Source organism: Proteiniborus sp. DW1 (assembly GCF_900095305.1).
Classification (GTDB): Bacteria; Bacillota; Clostridia; order Tissierellales; family Proteiniboraceae; genus Proteiniborus.
Genome location: NZ_FMDO01000013.1, coordinates 123,383 through 142,947 on the forward strand (window position 1 = coordinate 123,383; position 19,565 = coordinate 142,947).

Below are 19,565 nucleotides of genomic sequence, written 5' to 3' on the forward strand. Positions count from 1 at the left end.
AGAGTAGATGGCACTATTAGAAATTAAAGATCTGCACACTTATTTTGAAACAAAAAGAGGAACAGTAAAAGCAGTAAACGGTGTATCCTATTCTGTCGAAGCTGGAAAGACCCTTGGCATTGTTGGAGAAAGTGGAAGTGGTAAGAGTGTTTCAGCAATGAGTATTATTAAGCTTTTAGATGGAAATGGTTATATACACAAAGGTGAGATTCTGTTTAATGGAAGAAACCTTAAAAATGTATCAATTCGTGATATGGCAAAAATAAGAGGAAATGACATATCAGTTATTTTCCAAGAACCTATGACTTCTCTAAATCCTGTATTTACAGTAGAGAGACAAGTTTCAGAACCTTTTATGATACACCAAGGCATGTCAAAAAAGGAAGCAGCTAAAAAGGTAGTAGAAATGCTATCTCTTGTTAAAATACCAAATCCTGAAGCTGTTGCAAAACAATATCCTCATCAACTTTCAGGTGGTATGAGACAGCGTGTTATGATAGCTATGGCACTTGCTTGTATACCAAAACTTTTAATAGCAGATGAGCCTACAACAGCTCTAGATGTTACTATACAGGCACAGATTTTGAAACTTATGAATGAATTAAAGGCTAAAATAGGAACTTCTATCCTATTTATTACACATGACTTAGGTGTTATAAATGAAATGGCAGATGACGTAGCTGTTATGTATTGTGGTCAAGTAGTAGAAAAGGCACCTGTTAAAACAATATTTGGAACTACTAGTCCTTATTCTCACCCTTATACTGAAGGACTTATGGTTTCTATTCCAAGATTGGATACACCTACAGGAGTTCGTCTAGAGGCAATACCAGGCGCGGTACCACATCCTTTGAATTTACCAAAGGGCTGTAAATTTGCTCCTAGGTGTAAATACGCAACAGATAAATGCCAAAACGAAGAGCCAAAATTAACAACTATTGAAAATGGCCATGAAATCCGTTGCTTCTATCCTAAGAAAGGGGTGAGATCCAATGGTTAAAAAGGAAAATGATAAAAAAGTATTAATTAGAATTCAAAACTTAAAACAGTATTTTCCTGTTAAAAAATCATCTTTCTTTCAAAAAGAGCAACTATATGTAAGAGCTAATGATGATATATCTTTAGATATTTATGAAGGAGAGACCTTAGGTCTAGTTGGTGAAAGTGGTTGCGGTAAGTCTACTTTGGGTCGTAGCCTTTTACAGCTATACCAACAAACAGATGGACGTACCATGTATTATGGTAGGGAACTTGATGAAATAGCACCTGTATATGTTTTAAACACATTAGATAATCTAGTGTCAGAACGACGCAAATTAAATGAACTAAGAAAAAAAGAAGAAGAAGCTCGAAAAAACTATGAATCACTTCAAGAAGGTGATGAAAAATATAACGCTTTAGAGAAACTTCGTATTGCAGAAAAAGAAGCTAGAAACAAATTCCTTGATATAGTACAATTAATTGGTGGATTTATATTAGAGGATGATTTGGAACCTATCTCTAAGATTCTAGTTAAAGAATTTGAAACTAGTATTAAAGCTAGAAAGCTTAGAGATAAAATTAACGAAGAGAAAATAAAACTAGAAGGAGCAAAGGCTCAACTTAAAGAAAAAGGAAAAAAAGATTCAGAGATAAATAGTGAATTATCAGGTTCTTTAGCGAAGATTAAAGATAATGAAAATGAACTTGGCAAAATAGAAAAAGAATTAGAATCTATACGTTTAGAGATTAGCAGTATGTTGAATAAATATAGAGAACATCCTGACTTTGAAAAATATGAGTCTTATAAGGATAAAGGAATTAACTTAGCTAGACTTACTGAAGAAGAAATGAGAATACTACGTAAGGATATGCAGTTAATTTTCCAAGATCCATATTCTTCGTTGAATCCTAGATTAACAGTAGGACAGATTATCTCTGAGGGACTATATGCACACAAGATGTTTTCTAAGAATGATCCAAAGATACAGGATTATTTATTAGAGACCATGGAAAAATGTGGACTAGCACAATATTTTATTCACCGTTATCCACATCAATTCTCTGGTGGTCAAAGACAACGTATAGGAATAGCGCGTTCTGTTGCACTTCAACCTAAGTTCATAGTATGTGATGAGGCTGTATCTGCACTAGACGTGTCAATACAATCTCAGATTATCAACCTACTATTAGATTTAAAAGAGCAAGATGATTTAACTTACTTGTTTATTTCACACGACTTAAGTGTTATTAAATATATTAGCGATAGAGTAGGAGTTATGTATTTAGGTAATATAGTAGAACTTGCCAATACTGAGGAGCTATATGCTCATCCAATGCATCCTTATACAGAGGCATTACTTTCTGCTATACCTACAACTGATGTTGAGAATAAAAAGAAAATTGAAATCCTTGAAGGAGATATACCAAGTCCAATAAGACCACCTTCAGGATGTAAATTCCATACTAGATGTAAATATGCTACAGATATATGTAAAAAGGTTACGCCAGTATTTGAAGAGGCTAGACCTAACCACTTTGTAGCATGTCACCACAGGCTTAATACTAAGGATGAATAATAGAGAAAGGCTTTGATGCTCTATGCTATTGCAAAGAAAAATAGATCGTGCAATGAATTGGCTTAGAGAGAAGAGTAATCCAGGACAAAATAATAGTGAGTCTGCAGATAAATTCTCAGAAGACAATTCAGATCTATATGCTTACGATCCAAAGGCTGAATGGAAAGCTCAGGAAAGTAATGATGCAAAACTAGAAAAGGGAGACATTCTTGGTATATTAATATCTTCACTAATAGTTTTTGGACCAATATTTCTGATTTTGATTATTATACTTATTCTGGTGTTTCCAAGCTTTAATGCTATTAAATGAATCACATTAACAATCAACCACTCGGCATGAGTGGTTGATTGTTTGAGTTAATCCAAAATCAAAAAAATACCTCTAGACAAAATTATTTTTTAGTAGTATAATATCTTTTGTAGTGAAATTTGCATCTTTAGCTCAGCTGGTAGAGCAACTGACTCTTAATCAGTGGGTCCAGGGTTCGAGTCCCTGAAGATGCACCATAGTGAAATCAAGGCTTGTAGAAGTTTTCTACAGGTCTTTTTTGTGCTATTTTTCTCATTTTGTTTATTATTTATTGAAGAAAAAAGTTAGTTATGTTAATTTTGTTTAGAAATATTATCTAGAAATGATATAATATATACTGAACTACTACTATGAGAACTATATAATTCAAGGAACTGATCCTTATAATCAAATGAAAGGTATGATACGGTGTCTGTAGAAAATATAAATATTAAGAAAATAGTCGTACATATACTAGATAGTAATTTACAAATGCCTGTTTTATCAGAAGTTGAAAGTCAATTAAATGATGATATTGTTGAATTCGTGGGAAAACATATAGAAAAAATAGTTAATGACGATAACATGAAGGCTGCAACTTTTATTGAAGAAGACAATAGTATAAAAGCAATTTGTGGGAAAGTATTAAAAGAAGATGGATATTTCTTAGAAGGAACTACTATTATGGCTAATGCTCTGTTCAAAATAATGTACGAGAATGTAGAGATTCCACCAGCAGATGTGATATTTGTCTTATTTAGTTTAGAAAATGTAATGCATATGGGCATACTAAAGCTTAACTATAAACATTCATACATACATCATGTTGAAGCAACAAATAGCGGAATGTTAAATTCAATAATCAAGCAAAGAACTGCTTTGCCATCTATAGGTCAGAAAATAGATGAATGTGCCATTATTAGTCTAGAGGATTTTTCATTGAAAGTTCACGAGAAGAAGCACACAATAAATGAAGAAAAAATATATTATTTTTCAACCATGTTTTTGAAGTGTAGCAGTGACATATCTCTAAATGAAAAAGTAAAGATATTCACAAAGGCAACCAAAAAATTTAGCGAAACTTATTTTGATGAAGACCCAGTAGTTCATGCAGAAATAAAAAAAGCCGTAGTTGAAAGCATAATAGAAAATGAAGCAATAAATGTTGAAGATGTGGCTAAAGCAGTATTTCGAGAAAGCACTGAATTAAAACAGGAATACATAGCTCATGTTGAAAAAGCTGGATTACAAGAAAAAATTATTCCTATTCAAAATGAAAAAATCGTAGAGAGAAACTTTAGAAAACAGAAAATAAAAACTGATACAGGAGTTGAGATTAGCCTGCCTGTTGAATATTATGGAAATCGGGATAAGATTGAATTTATTAATAATTTAGATGGCACAATTTCTATTTTAATAAAGAATATAGGTAAAATAACGAATAATAAATAATTATTCAGGGGGAAAATTACCCCCCTGAGTTCTTTCTATTAACTTTCTTAACCCAAAAATCATTTTCAGAAATCCCGCAAATAGGGCACTTTCTTACCTTTAATCTTTTATCTTTAATAAATATAACTATGTTATTACAGTATGGACACCAGCTTTGACCACGTTTAAGTTTAATATTTCTAGGAATTTCCCTTGTATCAACCTGTTTTGCTTTTTCTATAAAATCATAAATTGTTAACTGTTTATCATTTGCCATCTAAAATCCCCCAACTCATTCTAGAACAATAAACCAAAACAAAGGATTTTTTGTTCAATCTAATTTATTTATAAAATAGGCCTGATACTTTCATTTCATCGGCTTCTGAGAATACAACTGTAAACAGCACTTCTCTAGAAATTTTAGAGAACTTTGTTTTGTAATGGACTCTAGTATAACCTTGTACCCTATCTGCTCCAATTATTTCCTTAGATTCATATTTCCCTAACTGCTTTACTATTTCTTTAAATTTTTGTTCTGTAAGGGCACTGATCATTTGCTCATCAAAATCCTCTGAAAACAAGTTATAATCTTCTTTGCTAATCCCTATAAAAATTCTTTCTGCAGCAGCATCTGCATAGTCTTTGACTTCATCTATACTTATTTTTTCAACTTTTTGACCAGCACATCCTATGAGAAAGAATGCCAAAGAAATTATAATAATAGACAAAATAAATTTATTAATTATCTTTATTTTGCTCATCTCCTTTATTATTCTTTATTATTAGCAGCAAAAATTTTCTTAGATTTAATAATAAATAAAAGGCTTAAAAAGGCAACAAAAGCAATCCATAATTCAATAATCCAAACAGAAACACCTAGCATTTGAAGTATACCTGCTACTCCGTCAAGTAAGAAATGTAATAACAAACTAAGTAATATAAAAACTTTTTTGTCCTTCATAATACCATAGGTGACTAAGAGAGCTGCAGCAATATGAAATAATATAGCAAATACACGCTCTAAGCCTGCAGCTAAAAACAAGCTTGGTGGAGTAGTTATTAATGGAGATAATATCGAAATGTCTACATTTTCACCTGCATTTATTAGGAAGCTAAATAATATATTTGCTACATATGAAAGACCAACTAACAATATTGCCTCAATTCCACCATGACCAATTCCATATGCTAGACCATTTTTCCTATCTAGTTCTTTTTTTAACATGAATTTAAGACCTAAATATCTTGCAACAGTTTCAAAAAGCCCAGCAGTAAAGGCTAGTATTATTACAGCTACTACCATATTATCTGATACAAATGACTGGTACCATGACTTATATGAAATAAAATTTATGATTGGTACTCTGATTAAACCTTGAAATATGAAAAACATTAAGGCACCTATAAGTACGGCTTTAATAGAAATTTTTTCTTTTTTATAAAAATAAGCCACGAGACCTACAGGAAAACCTATAGACAAAAAAAGAGAAGTAAACATAAAAACAATAGATAAGCTACGGACTATAACAATCACCTCGTTTACATTTTATACCTACATTATAACAGTAATGCTCTTCAAGCTCAAATCTAAAATATATTATATAATAAAAAGTAATTTAAAGGAAATCTAGAATTAATTATAGAATAGTATTAAATATATATACTATTTTATGAGGGGGAATTATATGAGTTTTCATAACTTAAATGATCCAGCGGGATTTTCAAATAAAAACTATAATCAAAAGCATTATCAAAACTACTACGGTACAGGCAACAGGGGAGGAGGAACAGAAGAAGTTGTTTCTATTGGTACATGGATAGTTATATTAATACTCACTGCAATTCCAGTGATTAATATTATTTCATTTTTCATTATGGCACTTGGGGTAGAAAATGAAAACATTAAAAATTATGGTAAAGCTTCATTAATAATTGTAGGAATCGGATTAGCTTTGGGCATTCTTTTGGCTGGGTGTTTTTCCACATTTTAGGTTTTTATTCGAAAAAAGCCCCCTGAGATAGAGGGCTAAGTTTGTTGATTAATAAAACCTATTAGAGATTGAGCTGTTAGAGTTTTGTACTTTTTGTCTTACCTTTTGTTGTTCATTTTGTCCTACTGAGGTAGAATTACTTAACGTGGGCACCATACCTGATGTTATACCCATGCCAAATGAGTTAGTATTGTTCATATTTTGCTTTATATAGTTCATTTCTCCAAAGCCTACTGAAGTAGAATTATTTAGGTTTGGCATGGTGTTTGATACTAAACCAGTTGTGAAGCCCTGATTCATGTTATTGTTTATTTTTTGTCTGACACTTTGGAGCTCACCTTGGTTTACAGACTGAGAATTTTGCAGATTAGGAATTCTACCTATAGATTTTTTCATTAGCTCATCCTCCAAGTATAGTTTTCGTAAGCTATTCACTTACACATTTATTATCTGCAATTTGAAATTTAATATATACTATAAATAATTGATAATTTTGATTACTTTACCAATATTTTTTGTTATTATTTAGTCAAACTCTGTTATATCCTATTTAAGTGTGGTATATTATAAATATAGAGATAAAAATTATTCACTAAGTTGAAAGGGGGCTAAAATTTGGAGTTTCAACTGTCTAATAGTATGTTATGGCTCATAGCAGCTGTAGCCTTTGGATTTATTGAAGCTATAACCCTTGGCATAGCTACTATATGGTTTTCTATAGGTGCTTTAATAGCTTGGGTAGTTTCATTATTTGAAACACCATTATGGGTACAGATTGTAGTGTTCTTAGTATCTTCAAGTGTGCTTCTATATTTTACAAGACCTATTGCACAAAAATTTCTTAAAATAGGGCACACAAAAACTAATGCTGAGACAATAAAGGGAAAGACGGGAATTGTTATAAAAGAAATTGATAATATTCAAGGGACAGGACAGGTTAAAGTTGCTGGGCAGATATGGTCAGCAAAATCCTTCAGTGATGAAAAGATCACCGAAGGTAATATTATAGAAATAGTAGATATACAAGGTGTAAAGCTAGTAGTAAAACAAAAAAATGAGGGGGAGAAATCGTAATGGGAGGAATTATAACTATTATTATTTTAGCTTTTATTGCATTAATATTAATTATGACAAATATTAGAATAGTACCACAGGCATATGCTTTTGTTGTTGAAAGACTAGGAGCATATCAAGCTACTTGGGATGTAGGGTTGCATGTCAAGGTACCTTTAATAGATAGAGTAGCTAAAAGAGTTTCTTTAAAAGAGCAAGTTGCAGATTTTCCACCACAACCAGTTATAACTAAAGATAATGTAACTATGCAAATTGATACAGTTGTTTTTTTCCAAATAACTGACCCTAAGCTATTTACCTATGGTGTTGAGAATCCTATTGCAGCAATTGAAAATCTTACAGCTACAACTTTAAGAAATATAATAGGGGATTTAGAGCTAGATGAAACTCTAACTAGCCGTGACACTATAAATACAAAGATGCGTTCAATACTTGACGAAGCTACTGATCCATGGGGAATTAAAGTAAATAGAGTGGAGTTAAAGAATATAATTCCACCAAGAGAAATTCAAGATGCTATGGAAAAGCAAATGAAGGCAGAAAGAGAAAGAAGAGAATCTATACTTATAGCAGAGGGAGAAAAGAAATCAGCAATTCTTGTATCCGAAGGTAAGAAAGAGTCTGCTATCCTAGAAGCAGAAGCTGAAAAACAAGCAGCCATTCTAAGAGCAGAAGCTAAGAAAGAAGCTGCCATTAGAGAAGCAGAAGGTCAAGCTGAAGCTATATTAAAAGTTCAACAAGCAACAGCAGAAGGTATTAAGATGATAAAAGAAGCAGGAGCAGACCAGTCTGTTATTGCTCTTAAGAGCTTAGAATCACTTGCAAAGGTTGCAGATGGAAAAGCTACAAAGATAATTATTCCTTCTGAAATACAAAATCTAGCAGGACTTGCAATGTCACTGAAAGAAATAGTAAATAATGATGAAAATAAATAAAAATCAATGGCGCCTCACATAAGGCGCCATAAGTATTTATTCACTAACTATAATATTTAAATCCATAAGCTTTTTCTGAAGCTCAATAAGATTATTTTTAATAGAATCATAGTCCTCATTTAAGGTTTTATCATCAATGATTTTACCAGTCTTTGATATAAGTCCTTCAAACTGGTCATATACCCTTTGTAATTCTTCTTTAATATCATCCTTAAGCTTAATAGTCTCTACCATATCATACTGAGTATCTTCTAAAATACTGGTATCTAATTCATATACAGAATTCATATTAGGTATTACTGGTTTAATATTAAAGTTATCTTCTATAGCTTGTGCTAATCCTAAAGCCGACTCTTTTTCGCCATGAACTATGAAAATATTAGAAGGTATTTTCTTAAAACCCTTTATCCAGTTTATAAGTCCTTTTTTATCAGTATGACCTGAAAAACCTTCAACACTATAAATCTCAGCTTCTACAGCTATTTCATCTCCTAATAGTTTAACCTTTTTTGCTCCATCTTTAATTATTCTTCCTAATGTACCTTCTGCCTGATATCCTACAAAGACAATACTATTTAATTTTTTCCAAAGGTTGTATTTAAGGTGATGCCGTATTCTACCTGCAGTACACATTCCACTGGCAGAAATAATAACTTTAGGAAATTCATAGGTGTTTAATCTCATTGAATCCTCTTGTGTTCTAATATAGTAAAGGTTTGGAAATTCAAATGGATTATCTCCATTTAATATCAATCTTTTTGCTTCTTCGTCAAAGCAATCAGAGTTGTTTTGGAAAACTTCTGTAGCAGATACAGCCATAGGACTATCAATGTATATTGGGATTTTCATAAATTCTTCTATGTTATCATTATACTCATAATACTTATTTAGTTCATAAATTAACTCTTGGGTTCTACCTACTGCAAATGATGGGATTATGACAGAACCTCCTCTAGTAACAGTGGTATTTATAATATCAGTAAGCTTGTGGACCCTATCCTCTAAGTTTTCATGTATCCTATTACCATAAGTAGATTCAATAATAAGGTAGTCAGCATCTTCAACAAGCTTAGGATTCTTTAGAATAGGTTTGTTAGGCAATCCTAGGTCACCAGAAAATACAATCTTAACAGTCCTATTTTTTTCTTTTACCCAAAGCTCTACTATAGAGGAGCCTAAAATATGGCCAGCATCCTTAAATCTAACAGCTATTTCATCATTTAATTCAATTTTTTGCTCATATAATACAGGTTTAAAATACCTTAGACTTGCGGTGGCATCTTTGACAGTATATAAGGGTTCCACTAATGGTTTACCGGCTCTTTTTCTCTTTTTATTTTCCCACTTTGCATCAGATTCTTGAATATGACCACTATCTACAAGCATTATCTCACATAAATCGCTAGTTGCCTTAGTGGATATTATTTTTCCTTCAAAACCTTCTTTTACTAACTTAGGGATTCTACCACTATGGTCAATATGAGCATGGCTCAATATTAGAAAGTCTATATCTGCAGGATTAAACGGAAACTCTTCATAATTAAGTTTTTCAAGACTACTACTACCTTGAAATAACCCACAATCTATTAATATTTTACTTTTTTCAGTAGTTAATAAGAAACAAGAACCTGTCACTACCCTAGCAGCTCCTAGAAATTGAATTTTCATTTTTGTCCCCCTTTCATGGAATTGTTTGAGGATTTCAAGTATTGTATCTATTATATCATATTGCATATCACAATGAGATATTTTATTATCATTCATACTTTTATTAGAATAGTAAGTCAACTGACTCTATTATGACTAGATAAATCTGTTCATTAATTTTTGCTTTACACAGAACATATGTTCTGATATAATATAGTTAATGAAACATATAGGGAGTGATATTATGATAGACTATGTCATCAATTACTCTTTAGAGAATCATAGAGCTATAGACATTATATATATGAAGGGTATGGAAATAACTAAAAGAAGAATTAAGGTTATAAAGATAGAAGGTGATATCATAAAAGCTATTGATTTAAGAAAAGGTCAAATAAGAAGCTTTAAGAAAAGTTTCATATTATCAGCCATGAACACATCATCTTTAATGCGAAAAGACATGAATACAATAATTCGAAAACAAGAGACTGACAATAATATACAATAAGTAACTTTTTTTAGACTGTATAATACTTATAAAATATAAAGAAGTATAAAGGAGTCCATGTAGATATAGTGCCTCTATGTTATTTTTAGGAATGAGGATTTTTTATTTAATTATATACTTTAATACTTTAGCTTCATAAATAACAAGGGATAAAATCATATAAAAAATATTTCTATTTTCTATATGAATTTTTAATAATTATTCGAAATTTACATTCACTTTCACTTAGAATATAGATATAATTATAATATGGATAAATTTTTCACAAGAGGGGGCGTTTTTATGAAAAAAGACAATTCTAAGGAATTTAAGCATTGTACTGCTTTTTGTCCTAAATGCGGAGCGGATTTATACTATTTAGATGGAGAGTGCTATTGCAAAAATAGTAACTGTAACTGGTCATGTGGGGGATGCACTAGAGCTAAAGAGCTAATTGAAGATAAAATAGAGAAGGAGATGTCTTTTTAGACACCTCTTTCTCTATTTTTAGTGTTCATTTGATTAAGATGTAATTTAGAAAGTGATTACTGTTCTATTTAATATTTGCCAAATCCTTTGCCGCCACCAAATCCACATGAACAGAATATAATTACTAGTAGTATGAAGAAGAACAATAGTTCACTACCTTGATCTCCTCTGCAACCATCTTTCCAATTAGCTTCTACCATAAATACAACCTCCTTATTTTAATTAATATTTGCCAAAACCACCACAACTAGAACCAGAGAAGCATAGGCAGATAATTAGGATTATTATAATCCACCATATAATATCTCCACCAAAAAAACCACAACCTTGTTTACTAGTAGCTTCTGTCATAAAAGTACCTCCTTTATACTAAATAATTAAACATATTTATGTTGTTAATACATTATATGTGATGTAGTTTTTTTGGTGAAAAAGAAGTTAAGTTTTTTTGAATAGTATCTATTTAATTGGTAAGAAATATTATAATGGACTTTTTCTAGAGATATATTTTGGGGATATGGGTATATATGTTATAATATTCAGTTGCTTTTTTGTGATTATCAGAATATAATTATAGTATTTAATCTAAACAAAGGGGTGATTTTAATGGGTAATATAGCGGCTTTTTTTGATATAGATGGAACTATCTACAGGAATTCACTGATGATTCAACATTTTAAAAAGTTAATAAAGTATGAAGTTATAGATCCATATATTTGGCATAGTAGAATTAAACACACTTATGATGAATGGGAAAAAAGATATGGTGATTATGAAGATTATTTAGAAGAACTAGCAGATGTATATCTAAAGGAGTTAAAGGGTGTTAATAAAGCAAATACAGAATTTATTGCAAACCAGGTTATAAATATTAATGGAGATAAAGTATATAAGTATGCAAGAACAAGAATTGCTTGGCATAAAAAAGAAGGACATAAAATATTTTTCATATCTGGAAGTCCTGATTTTTTAGTATCTAAAATGGCAGAAAAATATGGTGCAACTGAGTTTAGAGGAACAACATATGTAGTAGATGAAAATAATAATTTTACTGGGGAAATTATTAAAATGTGGGATTCGGATAATAAGCAGAAGACCTTAGATGAATTTGTAAAGAAATACGATGTAGATTTAGAAAAAAGTTTTGCTTATGGAGACACCCAAGGAGATTTTTCTATGCTTAAAATGGTAGGAAATCCTATAGCTATTAATCCAAATAAAAATCTTTTTGAATCTATAAGGAATGATCCTGACCTTTCAAAAAGAGCACAGATAATAGTGGAAAGAAAGGATATAGTCTATAAGCTGAATTCCAATACAGAAACTCTAAGTGGTTATTATGATTAAACCTTGACAAAAATTGATAATATGGTATATTATTAAATATTGATATTATAAATAAAGATAATAGACAACAACTATATATCAAAAGCTATGAAGAGGACAGTAGTAAAGGGAAGTAGTATACAGAGAAATAATCACTAGGTGAGAGATTATTGCGAAGCCTTTTATGAAAATCACCTCAGAGCTTAATGCTTGAACTAAAGTAAAGCATTACGTAATATGCGTTAAATTATAATGAGTGATAGGAGAGTATTACTTTCCTATAATTTGGGTGGTAACACGGTAAACAATCGTCCCTAGGTCTTTGCGACTTAGGGATTTTTTGATTGAATAACTTTAAACCCATATCGGTAATAAATACTATAACATGTAAACTTACTTCGGTAAATGGAGTTATGAGAATCTTTGATTTGGTTAAATTCCTCATATCAGCGTTACTGACTTTACCTTAGTGTGATTCTCTAGTAGTTTTTTTGCCTACATTCGTTAAGAACTGTAATTATAGTATTAAATCTGATGTTCGCTTAATATTTTTATTGTATTCAATATATTAGTGATTTTAATTAGAAGAAAGGGTGACAAATATGCAAAAGTTTAAAGAGCTATCTAATTTATCAGTATCTGAAAACGAAAAGCAAATATCTGACTTTTGGAATGATATTGATATCTTAACTAAAACAGTAGAAAATCGTAATGGTAATAAGCCTTTTATTTTTTTCGAAGGACCTCCTACAGCTAATGGTAGACCTGGAATTCATCACGTTATATCAAGAACATTAAAGGATTCAGTATGCAGATACAAAACAATGAAGGGTTATCAAGTAAAGAGAAAGGCTGGATGGGACACTCATGGACTTCCTGTTGAGATTGAAGTAGAAAAGCAATTAAAGCTTAAAGACAAGCATGATATTGAAAATTATGGGATAGCAGAATTTAATGAAAAATGTAGAGAATCAGTATTTACCTACGAAAGCCTTTGGAGAGAAATGACTAAGAGAATGGCATATGAAATAGACCTAGACAATCCTTATATTACATTAGACAACAATTATATCGAAACTGTATGGTGGATACTAGATAAGTTCTTTAAAGAAGGATTAATCTATGAAGGACATAAAATACTGCCATATTGTTCAAGATGTGGTACAGGATTGGCTTCACATGAGGTAGCTCAAGGCTATGAAGAGATAAAATCAAACACAGTAATAGTTAAATTTAAAAGAAAGGACGCAGACGAGTATTTCTTAGTATGGACTACTACACCTTGGACTCTAGCTTCAAACGTAGCTCTTACAGTAAGTCCAGATGCCACATATCTAAAGGTTAAATCAGATGGAACAGTATATTATGTTGAAAAGACTTTATCTAAGAGAGTATTTGGAGACCAAGACTTTGAAGTATTAGAAGAACTGAAAGGAAAGGACCTAGAATATATTGAGTACGAGCAGCTGATGCCATTTGTAAAAGCTGATAAGAAGGCGTTCTTTGTAACTGTAGCTGACTATGTAACTACAGAAGATGGTACTGGTATAGTTCACACTGCTCCTGCTTTTGGAGAAGACGACTATAATACAGGTAGAAGATATGACCTTCCAGTGTTACAGCCTGTAAATGAAGATGGTAAATATATAGATACGCCTTGGAAGGGTATGTTTGTAATGGATGCTGATATAGAAATCATCAAATGGCTTCATGCTGAAGGTAAGCTGTTTAAGAAGGAAAAAATTGCTCACAACTATCCTCACTGCTGGAGATGTAAAACACCACTATTATACTATGCTAAACCAAGCTGGTATATAGAGATGACAAAACTTAAAGACCAGCTCATAGCTAATAACAATACTGTAGAATGGTACCCTGATTATGTAGGTGAAAAGAGATTTGGAAACTGGCTTGAGAACCTTAATGATTGGGCTATATCGAGAAGTAGATACTGGGGAACCCCGCTAAATATATGGAGATGTGAATGTGGTCATACAGAAAGTATAGGCTCTAGAAAAGAGTTAGCGGAGAGAGCTATAGAAGATATAGATGAAAATATAGAGCTTCACAGACCATATGTTGATGATGTTCATATTAAATGTGATAAATGTGGTAGTTCTATGACAAGGGTTACTGACGTTATAGATTGTTGGTTTGACAGTGGTTCAATGCCTTTTGCGCAACACCATTATCCATTTGAAAATAAGGAAGGATTCTTTGGAGAATTATTCCCAGCAGACTTTATATGTGAGGGTATTGACCAGACAAGAGGTTGGTTTTACTCATTATTAGCTATATCTACATTTGTAACAGGAAAAGCTCCTTACAAGAGAGTTCTAGTAAATGACCTAATCCTAGACAAAGAAGGAAAGAAAATGTCCAAGTCTAGGGGAAATACAGTAGATCCTTTTGAGTTATTTGACAAATATGGTGCAGATGCACTGAGATGGTACCTACTTTATGTATCTCCTGCATGGACACCAACTAAATTTGACGAAGATGGTTTAAAAGAAGTATTAAGTAAGTTCTTTGGGACTATAAAAAATGTATATAATTTCTTTACACTCTATGCTAACACAGATGAAGTAAATCCAAAGGACTTTTATGTAGAAGTTTCAGATAGACCTGAACTAGATAGATGGATTATATCTAAGTATAACAGCTTATTAAAAGCAGTAGAAGAGGATTTAGAAGACTATGACTTAACAAAAGCTGTTAGAAGAATCCAAGACTTTGCAAATGAAGACCTATCTAACTGGTATATAAGACGTTCTAGAAGAAGATTCTGGGAAACAGAACTAACTGAAGACAAAAAGGCTGTCTACAATACGACGTATGAAATATTAGTTGGAATATCTCAAATGATAGCCCCATTTGCTCCATATCTATCAGAAGAAATCTATAGAAATCTAACTGGAGAACTTTCAGTTCATCTAAGTGACTATCCTGTAGTAAATGAAGCTCATATAGATAAGAAGATAGAGCATAAGATGGATCTTGTAAGAGATTTAGTAGGACTAGGAAGAGCTGCTAGAGAATCTGTGAAGATAAAAGTGAGACAACCAATTGGGAAAGTTCTAATAGATGGAAAGCATGAAGCCGAAATTGGAGACCTGGTGCCGTTAATGAAAGAAGAGTTAAATGTCAAGGAAGTAGTATTTGCAAAGAACTTAAATGAATACATGAACTTTAGCTTGAAACCAAACTTTAGAGTAGCAGGTCCTATATTGGGACCGAAAATTAAAGACTTTGGCAAGGCTTTATCACAGTTAGATGGTTCAGTAGTAGCTCCAAAAATAGAAAGTGGAGAGAAAGTAGTAGTAAACCTTGGAGGAGAAGATTTTGAAGTTACAAAGGACTTAGTAACAGTTACCATAACTGCAAAAGAAGGCTTCACAGTAGCTATGGAAAACAACCATTTTGTAATTCTAGATACCACACTAACAGAAGAACTTATAAACGAAGGCTTTGCAAGAGAGCTCATATCAAAAGTACAACAAATGAGAAAAAACAATGGATATGAAATGATGGATAATATTAAAATCTTCTATGATGGGGATGATGACATAGCTAAAGCAGTCAGTGTTCATGAAGAGTATATCAAGAAGGAAACATTGGCAATTAATATCGAAAGAGTAAGTGATAGCAGCTTTGAAAAACAGAATCTTAATGATCACGAAACTGGTATAATGCTTGAAAAAGTTCAATGAAATTATAAGCAGAAGGAATAGGATTTAATTATCAAGACCTAATTTGAAAAAATATTGAAAAGAAAAAGAGAAGACATACTATACATGTATAATATGTCTTCTTTTTTTGGCTCTTTGTCAATAGTTGGGGTGGAATTGAGTGATATGTATTTCTAAAGTAGACAAACTAATTAATTAGAATTAGATTATCTACTTGGAGGTATTTTTTATGGGAAGCAAATCAAAATTTAGTAAAGAAATAAAAATAAAAGCTTGTCTAGATTATGAAGGAGGCAATATTAGCCTTAATGATATTGCTAAAGAAATTGGAGCTCATGAAGAAACTGTTCGAAAATGGTATCTAAGATACAAAGAACACGGATCTAGTGTTTTTGAAACATCAAATAAACAACGTTCATATAGCAAAGATTTTAAGTTAGCAGTGATAGAGGAGTATACCTCAGGCAAATATTTACAGCTGGACTTATCTGTTAAATATAATTTTAGCGAATAACAGTTTTTAGAGTATTTAAGCTTTTATTCGTATCATCAGATATTTTAGATGCTAATTATAGGTAATCTATCATCATTAATTTAGAAAATATTCTCTTTTGTTGTTTTCTAATATCATGCTTTTCTTATCTTCACATCAATTTTTTATTAACATAAATATACTTATGCTATTTGTACTATTTCTTATATAGTTTTAATAAATGATCTATTTTTTTGTTATATAACAATATGTTATATAATAACAACAATTTATCGAACTACACAAGGCTATTTGTAAAAGAATGACAAAGGTGATAATAGAAAAAAGTAGAATTTCACATTAAATAGAATTGCGTGCATATTGAGTATCCAGACAATATAGAATGCAATTAACTTCAAATATACACTTGGACATGCAGGATTGGTTGGAAAATTTATACTAAATCGTGCATGTTATTTTTTGTAAGGAGGCTAGTTAGATGATTAAAGAAAAAAAGTTTTTTTACATGGCTTTATTATCGAATTTAGTTTTTAATGCATTATCAATTACTTTATTAAGTGAAAATAACTCAAGCCAATTGACAAAAATTATCGCATCTTCTGTAATTATGCTGATGATATGGGGTGTATATATAGTAAAAGTTGGCAGAAACTATACTTTAATTGATGAGGTAACTAGGATTTTAAAAGAGTATGTTAAAGGGAACTTTCTTGTAGAGTTCAAGGAAAATGTTAAGTCACCTCATCATAAAGAAATAAAAGAAGCTATGAATGAACTAAGAGTTCAAATGCAAAGCTGGCTTTATAATGTTTTATATTCTAGAGTCAAGATAGGTGATTATGCTGAGATACTTCAAAGAAATACTAATTCAACTCTAGAAAGCATAAATGAAATATCGAGAGCGATTGAAACTATAGATTTTGGTTCAACTAAGGCTACAGAAGACACAGCGGAAAATGCAGCTATAGCTGAAGAATTACTGAGTTCAAATACAGAAATCACAGAGAATGCTATGAAATTCAGTGCAGTTACTTATGAATCTGCAGATAGAATGATAGAGGATAGCAGTGAAATAGAGAGAACTTTAGAAGATTTTGCAAAGATAGAATATATAATGTCTAAGGCATCCGAAGAAATAGATATGCTTAAAACTCATTTAGGTTCGATTTTTAAAATGAGTGATTTAATTTCTGATATAGCTGCTCAAACAAACCTATTGTCTTTAAATGCATCTATAGAAGCTGCCAGAGCAGGCGAATCAGGAAAAGGTTTTTCTGTAGTGGCAGAGGAAATAAAAAAATTAGCTGAAGAAAGTGCAAAGATAACAGCTGAGATAAAAGAAAATGTTTCTCTTATTGATTTAAATATAGGAAAGGTTATAGAAGAAATAAAGGATGGTACGAAAAAATCAATTGAAATCAGGGAAAAAAGTATCAATGCGAGTAAAAATCTGAAAGAAATAACATATAAAATCAATGAAATGGCTGGCTTTATAAATGATATTTCAAAAAATATAGAACAACAAAATAAAGCAACTGAGTCACTAGCAATAAATGTAGAAAATGCCGCAAGTTTTATAAGTGAGTTAAATAAAACGATTAAGGGTATAGATAATAATATTTCTGCCCAAGTTCAAATGGAAAAGGAAAGTATGGAAACATCTAATAGAATTACTGAAATAGCCATTAATTTTAATGAGTTTACTAAAACATTTGAGAATGAAATAAACAGGGAACTGATAGAAGCTTGTGAGAAAGTAGCAGAGCTAGAAGCAAAAGGGGTGATTACTAATTCATTCCTCGTAGAACTTTCTAAGAAAACGGGTATATCGGAATTTTATATTACTGATTCCCAAGGAGTAACTGAATACTGTAACAATCCCAATGGTATAGGCTTTAAAATTTCCAATGATCCAACTACACAAGCCTATGATTTTTATAAAATACTATTAGACCCAAGCTTAAAGGTGTGTCAAGAGATGAAAATTAGGGACATAGATGGTGAATACTTTAAATTTGCAGGAGTTTCCAAAAAAGGTAAGACAGGTATCGTACAAGTAGGGCTTCATATTGATGATTTGAAGGATTTTAGAGGGCAATATGCAATAGAATAGCTTTTACTAAGTCTGATTATTAATTGTTACCAAAAAAAAATCTTAAAGTTAAGTCAATTTATAAAATTTCGACAATTCAAATAATGTTATAATTGAGTGAATAAAAAAACGTTTTCATAGAGACAATGTCTTTGTTTAATTGTTAGGTAAGTCTTAAACATTGTTTTTCCTATATTATATGGAGGTGATACAATGAAGTCTTTTAAATTTTTCAAACCACAAACATTAAAAGAAGCAAGTGAATTACTTATAGCTCATGGAGAAAACTCCCATATATTAAATGGAGGTACAGATTTAGTTGTAAGAATGAGAGAAAATCTAACTACACCTGATGTGATAGTTGATATCAAAGGAATAAAGGAATTACATAAAATAAATTACGATGAAAAAGAAGGACTTTTTGTAGGTGCTTGTGTTAAATTAAGCGACATGGCACATAATAGAGCCGTTGTCGAAAATTATAGTTTTTTAGCAGATGCAGCTGAATCAGTGGGTTCTGGACAAGTTAGAAACCTTGCTACTATGGCAGGGAACAATGTAAATGCATCACCACTTGCAGACACTTCAACTCCATTATTAGCATTAGATGCTGTAGTTTGTATTTATGGAACAAATGGTGAAAGAGAAGTATCTATTCATGATTTTTTTAAAGGTGTTAGAAAGACTTGCTTAACTCATGGTGAGATAGTTACTGGGATCAAGATACCTGTTTATAAAGATTTAAGGGGAGTATTCACTAAAAACTCCAGAAGAAAAGATGTAGACTTATCTACAGTATGTACTACAGTAGTAAAAATAGGAAATGAAATAAGAATAGCAATGGGAGCAGTAGCTCCAACTCCAATAAGAGCTTGGGAAGCCGAAAAACTTGCAAAGGTTGCAGAGCTTACAGATGATGTTATTAACAAAGTTGCAGATATGGCAGCATCAGAAGCTAAACCCATAGATGATGTTAGAGCATCTAGGGAATATAGATTAGAAATGGTTAGAGTAATGGTTCGTAGAAGTCTGGAAGAACTAAGAGCTTAATAGGAGGTGAAGGC

Annotated in this window: 20 protein-coding genes, 1 tRNA gene, 2 pseudogenes and 1 other annotated feature; of the genes and pseudogenes, 16 read left to right on the forward strand and 7 right to left on the reverse strand. The window is 31.5% G+C overall.

Annotation, left to right across the window (positions count from 1 at the left end; translation table 11 throughout):
- Positions 1-7: 7 nt before the first annotated feature.
- The 6 genes and pseudogenes from DW1_RS03580 (at position 8) to DW1_RS03600 (ending at position 4,299) form a co-directional block, all read left to right on the forward strand.
- Positions 8-1,000, forward strand: a complete 993-nt coding sequence (locus DW1_RS03580) for an ABC transporter ATP-binding protein (RefSeq protein WP_074349263.1) — start codon at positions 8-10, stop codon at positions 998-1,000.
- Positions 993-1,421: pseudogene (locus DW1_RS15880) on the forward strand (ATP-binding cassette domain-containing protein); the annotation flags it as partial. The gene DW1_RS03580 and the pseudogene DW1_RS15880, both read left to right, overlap by 8 nt.
- A gap of 393 nt (positions 1,422-1,814) precedes the next feature.
- A pseudogene (locus DW1_RS15760) lies at positions 1,815-2,558 on the forward strand (oligopeptide/dipeptide ABC transporter ATP-binding protein); the annotation flags it as partial.
- Positions 2,559-2,586: 28 nt separating this feature from the next.
- Positions 2,587-2,868 carry a hypothetical protein gene (locus DW1_RS03590; protein ID WP_143474349.1) on the forward strand — a complete coding sequence of 94 codons (282 nt, stop codon included), beginning with the start codon at positions 2,587-2,589 and terminating at the stop codon, positions 2,866-2,868.
- Positions 2,869-2,989: 121 nt separating this feature from the next.
- Positions 2,990-3,065 (forward strand) — tRNA-Lys (locus tag DW1_RS03595).
- A gap of 211 nt (positions 3,066-3,276) precedes the next feature.
- Positions 3,277-4,299: a nucleoid-associated protein gene (locus tag DW1_RS03600; RefSeq protein WP_083605515.1), complete on the forward strand. Its 1,023-nt coding sequence runs from the start codon at positions 3,277-3,279 to the stop codon at positions 4,297-4,299.
- 16 nt (positions 4,300-4,315) lie between these two features.
- Here DW1_RS03600 and DW1_RS03605 read toward each other — a convergent pair whose 3' ends face one another.
- The 3 genes from DW1_RS03605 to DW1_RS03615 form a co-directional block, all read right to left on the reverse strand.
- Entirely contained in the window at positions 4,316-4,555 is a 240-nt protein-coding gene (locus tag DW1_RS03605; protein WP_074349266.1) for a hypothetical protein, read from the reverse strand.
- Between the two features lie 64 nt (positions 4,556-4,619).
- Positions 4,620-5,006 (reverse strand): DUF3887 domain-containing protein, encoded by a 387-nt coding sequence (locus tag DW1_RS03610; RefSeq protein ID WP_074349267.1) that lies wholly within the window; start codon positions 5,004-5,006, stop codon positions 4,620-4,622.
- Between the two features lie 41 nt (positions 5,007-5,047).
- Entirely contained in the window at positions 5,048-5,812 is a 765-nt protein-coding gene (locus DW1_RS03615) for a YhfC family intramembrane metalloprotease (protein ID WP_159433541.1), read from the reverse strand.
- A 151-nt stretch (positions 5,813-5,963) separates the two neighbouring features.
- Here DW1_RS03615 and DW1_RS15115 point away from each other — a divergent pair, with 151 nt between their 5' ends.
- Entirely contained in the window at positions 5,964-6,269 is a 306-nt protein-coding gene (locus DW1_RS15115) for a hypothetical protein (RefSeq protein ID WP_083605518.1), read from the forward strand.
- A 48-nt stretch (positions 6,270-6,317) separates the two neighbouring features.
- Here the strand turns inward: DW1_RS15115 and DW1_RS03625 are convergent, their stop codons facing one another.
- Positions 6,318-6,665: a hypothetical protein gene (locus DW1_RS03625; RefSeq protein WP_074349268.1), complete on the reverse strand. Its 348-nt coding sequence runs from the start codon at positions 6,663-6,665 to the stop codon at positions 6,318-6,320.
- Positions 6,666-6,884: 219 nt separating this feature from the next.
- Here DW1_RS03625 and DW1_RS03630 point away from each other — a divergent pair, with 219 nt between their 5' ends.
- Entirely contained in the window at positions 6,885-7,343 is a 459-nt protein-coding gene (locus DW1_RS03630) for an NfeD family protein (protein ID WP_242942429.1), read from the forward strand.
- On the forward strand, positions 7,343-8,278 hold the full coding sequence (locus DW1_RS03635; protein WP_074349269.1) for an SPFH domain-containing protein: 936 nt from the start codon (positions 7,343-7,345) through the stop codon (positions 8,276-8,278). Before DW1_RS03630 ends, DW1_RS03635 begins: the two co-directional genes overlap by 1 nt.
- A gap of 36 nt (positions 8,279-8,314) precedes the next feature.
- Here DW1_RS03635 and DW1_RS03640 read toward each other — a convergent pair whose 3' ends face one another.
- Positions 8,315-9,946, reverse strand: a complete 1,632-nt coding sequence (locus DW1_RS03640; RefSeq protein ID WP_074349270.1) for an MBL fold metallo-hydrolase RNA specificity domain-containing protein — start codon at positions 9,944-9,946, stop codon at positions 8,315-8,317.
- Between the two features lie 223 nt (positions 9,947-10,169).
- Between DW1_RS03640 and DW1_RS03645 the strand changes: the two genes are divergently transcribed.
- Positions 10,170-10,433, forward strand: coding sequence for a hypothetical protein (locus DW1_RS03645; protein ID WP_074349271.1), 264 nt, complete (start codon positions 10,170-10,172; stop codon positions 10,431-10,433).
- A 282-nt stretch (positions 10,434-10,715) separates the two neighbouring features.
- Entirely contained in the window at positions 10,716-10,901 is a 186-nt protein-coding gene (locus DW1_RS03650; protein WP_074349272.1) for a hypothetical protein, read from the forward strand.
- Between the two features lie 68 nt (positions 10,902-10,969).
- On the opposite strand, the gene DW1_RS15885 is transcribed toward DW1_RS03650, so the two are convergent.
- Both DW1_RS15885 and DW1_RS15890 read right to left on the reverse strand, forming a co-directional pair.
- Positions 10,970-11,101, reverse strand: coding sequence for a hypothetical protein (locus DW1_RS15885; protein WP_278335717.1), 132 nt, complete (start codon positions 11,099-11,101; stop codon positions 10,970-10,972).
- A gap of 22 nt (positions 11,102-11,123) precedes the next feature.
- A complete protein-coding gene (locus DW1_RS15890; protein WP_278335718.1) occupies positions 11,124-11,252 on the reverse strand; it encodes a hypothetical protein in 129 nt (42 codons plus the stop codon).
- A 255-nt stretch (positions 11,253-11,507) separates the two neighbouring features.
- Between DW1_RS15890 and DW1_RS03655 the strand changes: the two genes are divergently transcribed.
- From DW1_RS03655 to DW1_RS03675, 5 genes are all read left to right on the forward strand, one after another.
- Positions 11,508-12,248 (forward strand): HAD family hydrolase, encoded by a 741-nt coding sequence (locus DW1_RS03655; RefSeq protein WP_074349273.1) that lies wholly within the window; start codon positions 11,508-11,510, stop codon positions 12,246-12,248.
- Between the two features lie 78 nt (positions 12,249-12,326).
- Positions 12,327-12,546, forward strand: a binding site (T-box leader).
- A gap of 283 nt (positions 12,547-12,829) precedes the next feature.
- Positions 12,830-15,937, forward strand: coding sequence for an isoleucine--tRNA ligase (ileS, locus tag DW1_RS03660; RefSeq protein WP_074349274.1), 3,108 nt, complete (start codon positions 12,830-12,832; stop codon positions 15,935-15,937).
- Positions 15,938-16,145: 208 nt separating this feature from the next.
- Positions 16,146-16,430 carry a transposase gene (locus tag DW1_RS03665; RefSeq protein WP_074349275.1) on the forward strand — a complete coding sequence of 95 codons (285 nt, stop codon included), beginning with the start codon at positions 16,146-16,148 and terminating at the stop codon, positions 16,428-16,430.
- 457 nt (positions 16,431-16,887) lie between these two features.
- Positions 16,888-18,522 (forward strand): methyl-accepting chemotaxis protein, encoded by a 1,635-nt coding sequence (locus tag DW1_RS03670; RefSeq protein WP_074349276.1) that lies wholly within the window; start codon positions 16,888-16,890, stop codon positions 18,520-18,522.
- A 192-nt stretch (positions 18,523-18,714) separates the two neighbouring features.
- Positions 18,715-19,551 carry an FAD binding domain-containing protein gene (locus tag DW1_RS03675; protein ID WP_074349277.1) on the forward strand — a complete coding sequence of 279 codons (837 nt, stop codon included), beginning with the start codon at positions 18,715-18,717 and terminating at the stop codon, positions 19,549-19,551.
- Positions 19,552-19,565: the final 14 nt, after the last annotated feature.

Bases quoted from the DNA above. Each gene is read 5' to 3' on its own strand.
- DW1_RS03580 (WP_074349263.1), top strand. From the start codon at position 8: ATGGCACTATTAGAAATTAAAGATCTGCACACTTATTTTGAAACAAAA.
- DW1_RS03605 (WP_074349266.1), bottom strand. From the start codon at position 4,555: ATGGCAAATGATAAACAGTTAACAATTTATGATTTTATAGAAAAAGCA.
- DW1_RS15115 (WP_083605518.1), top strand. From the start codon at position 5,964: ATGAGTTTTCATAACTTAAATGATCCAGCGGGATTTTCAAATAAAAAC.
- DW1_RS03625 (WP_074349268.1), bottom strand. From the start codon at position 6,665: ATGAAAAAATCTATAGGTAGAATTCCTAATCTGCAAAATTCTCAGTCT.
- DW1_RS03635 (WP_074349269.1), top strand. From the start codon at position 7,343: ATGGGAGGAATTATAACTATTATTATTTTAGCTTTTATTGCATTAATA.
- DW1_RS03640 (WP_074349270.1), bottom strand. From the start codon at position 9,946: ATGAAAATTCAATTTCTAGGAGCTGCTAGGGTAGTGACAGGTTCTTGT.
- DW1_RS03645 (WP_074349271.1), top strand. From the start codon at position 10,170: ATGATAGACTATGTCATCAATTACTCTTTAGAGAATCATAGAGCTATA.
- DW1_RS03650 (WP_074349272.1), top strand. From the start codon at position 10,716: ATGAAAAAAGACAATTCTAAGGAATTTAAGCATTGTACTGCTTTTTGT.
- DW1_RS15885 (WP_278335717.1), bottom strand. From the start codon at position 11,101: ATGGTAGAAGCTAATTGGAAAGATGGTTGCAGAGGAGATCAAGGTAGT.
- DW1_RS15890 (WP_278335718.1), bottom strand. From the start codon at position 11,252: ATGACAGAAGCTACTAGTAAACAAGGTTGTGGTTTTTTTGGTGGAGAT.
- DW1_RS03655 (WP_074349273.1), top strand. From the start codon at position 11,508: ATGGGTAATATAGCGGCTTTTTTTGATATAGATGGAACTATCTACAGG.
- ileS (WP_074349274.1), top strand. From the start codon at position 12,830: ATGCAAAAGTTTAAAGAGCTATCTAATTTATCAGTATCTGAAAACGAA.
- DW1_RS03665 (WP_074349275.1), top strand. From the start codon at position 16,146: ATGGGAAGCAAATCAAAATTTAGTAAAGAAATAAAAATAAAAGCTTGT.
- DW1_RS03670 (WP_074349276.1), top strand. From the start codon at position 16,888: ATGATTAAAGAAAAAAAGTTTTTTTACATGGCTTTATTATCGAATTTA.
- DW1_RS03675 (WP_074349277.1), top strand. From the start codon at position 18,715: ATGAAGTCTTTTAAATTTTTCAAACCACAAACATTAAAAGAAGCAAGT.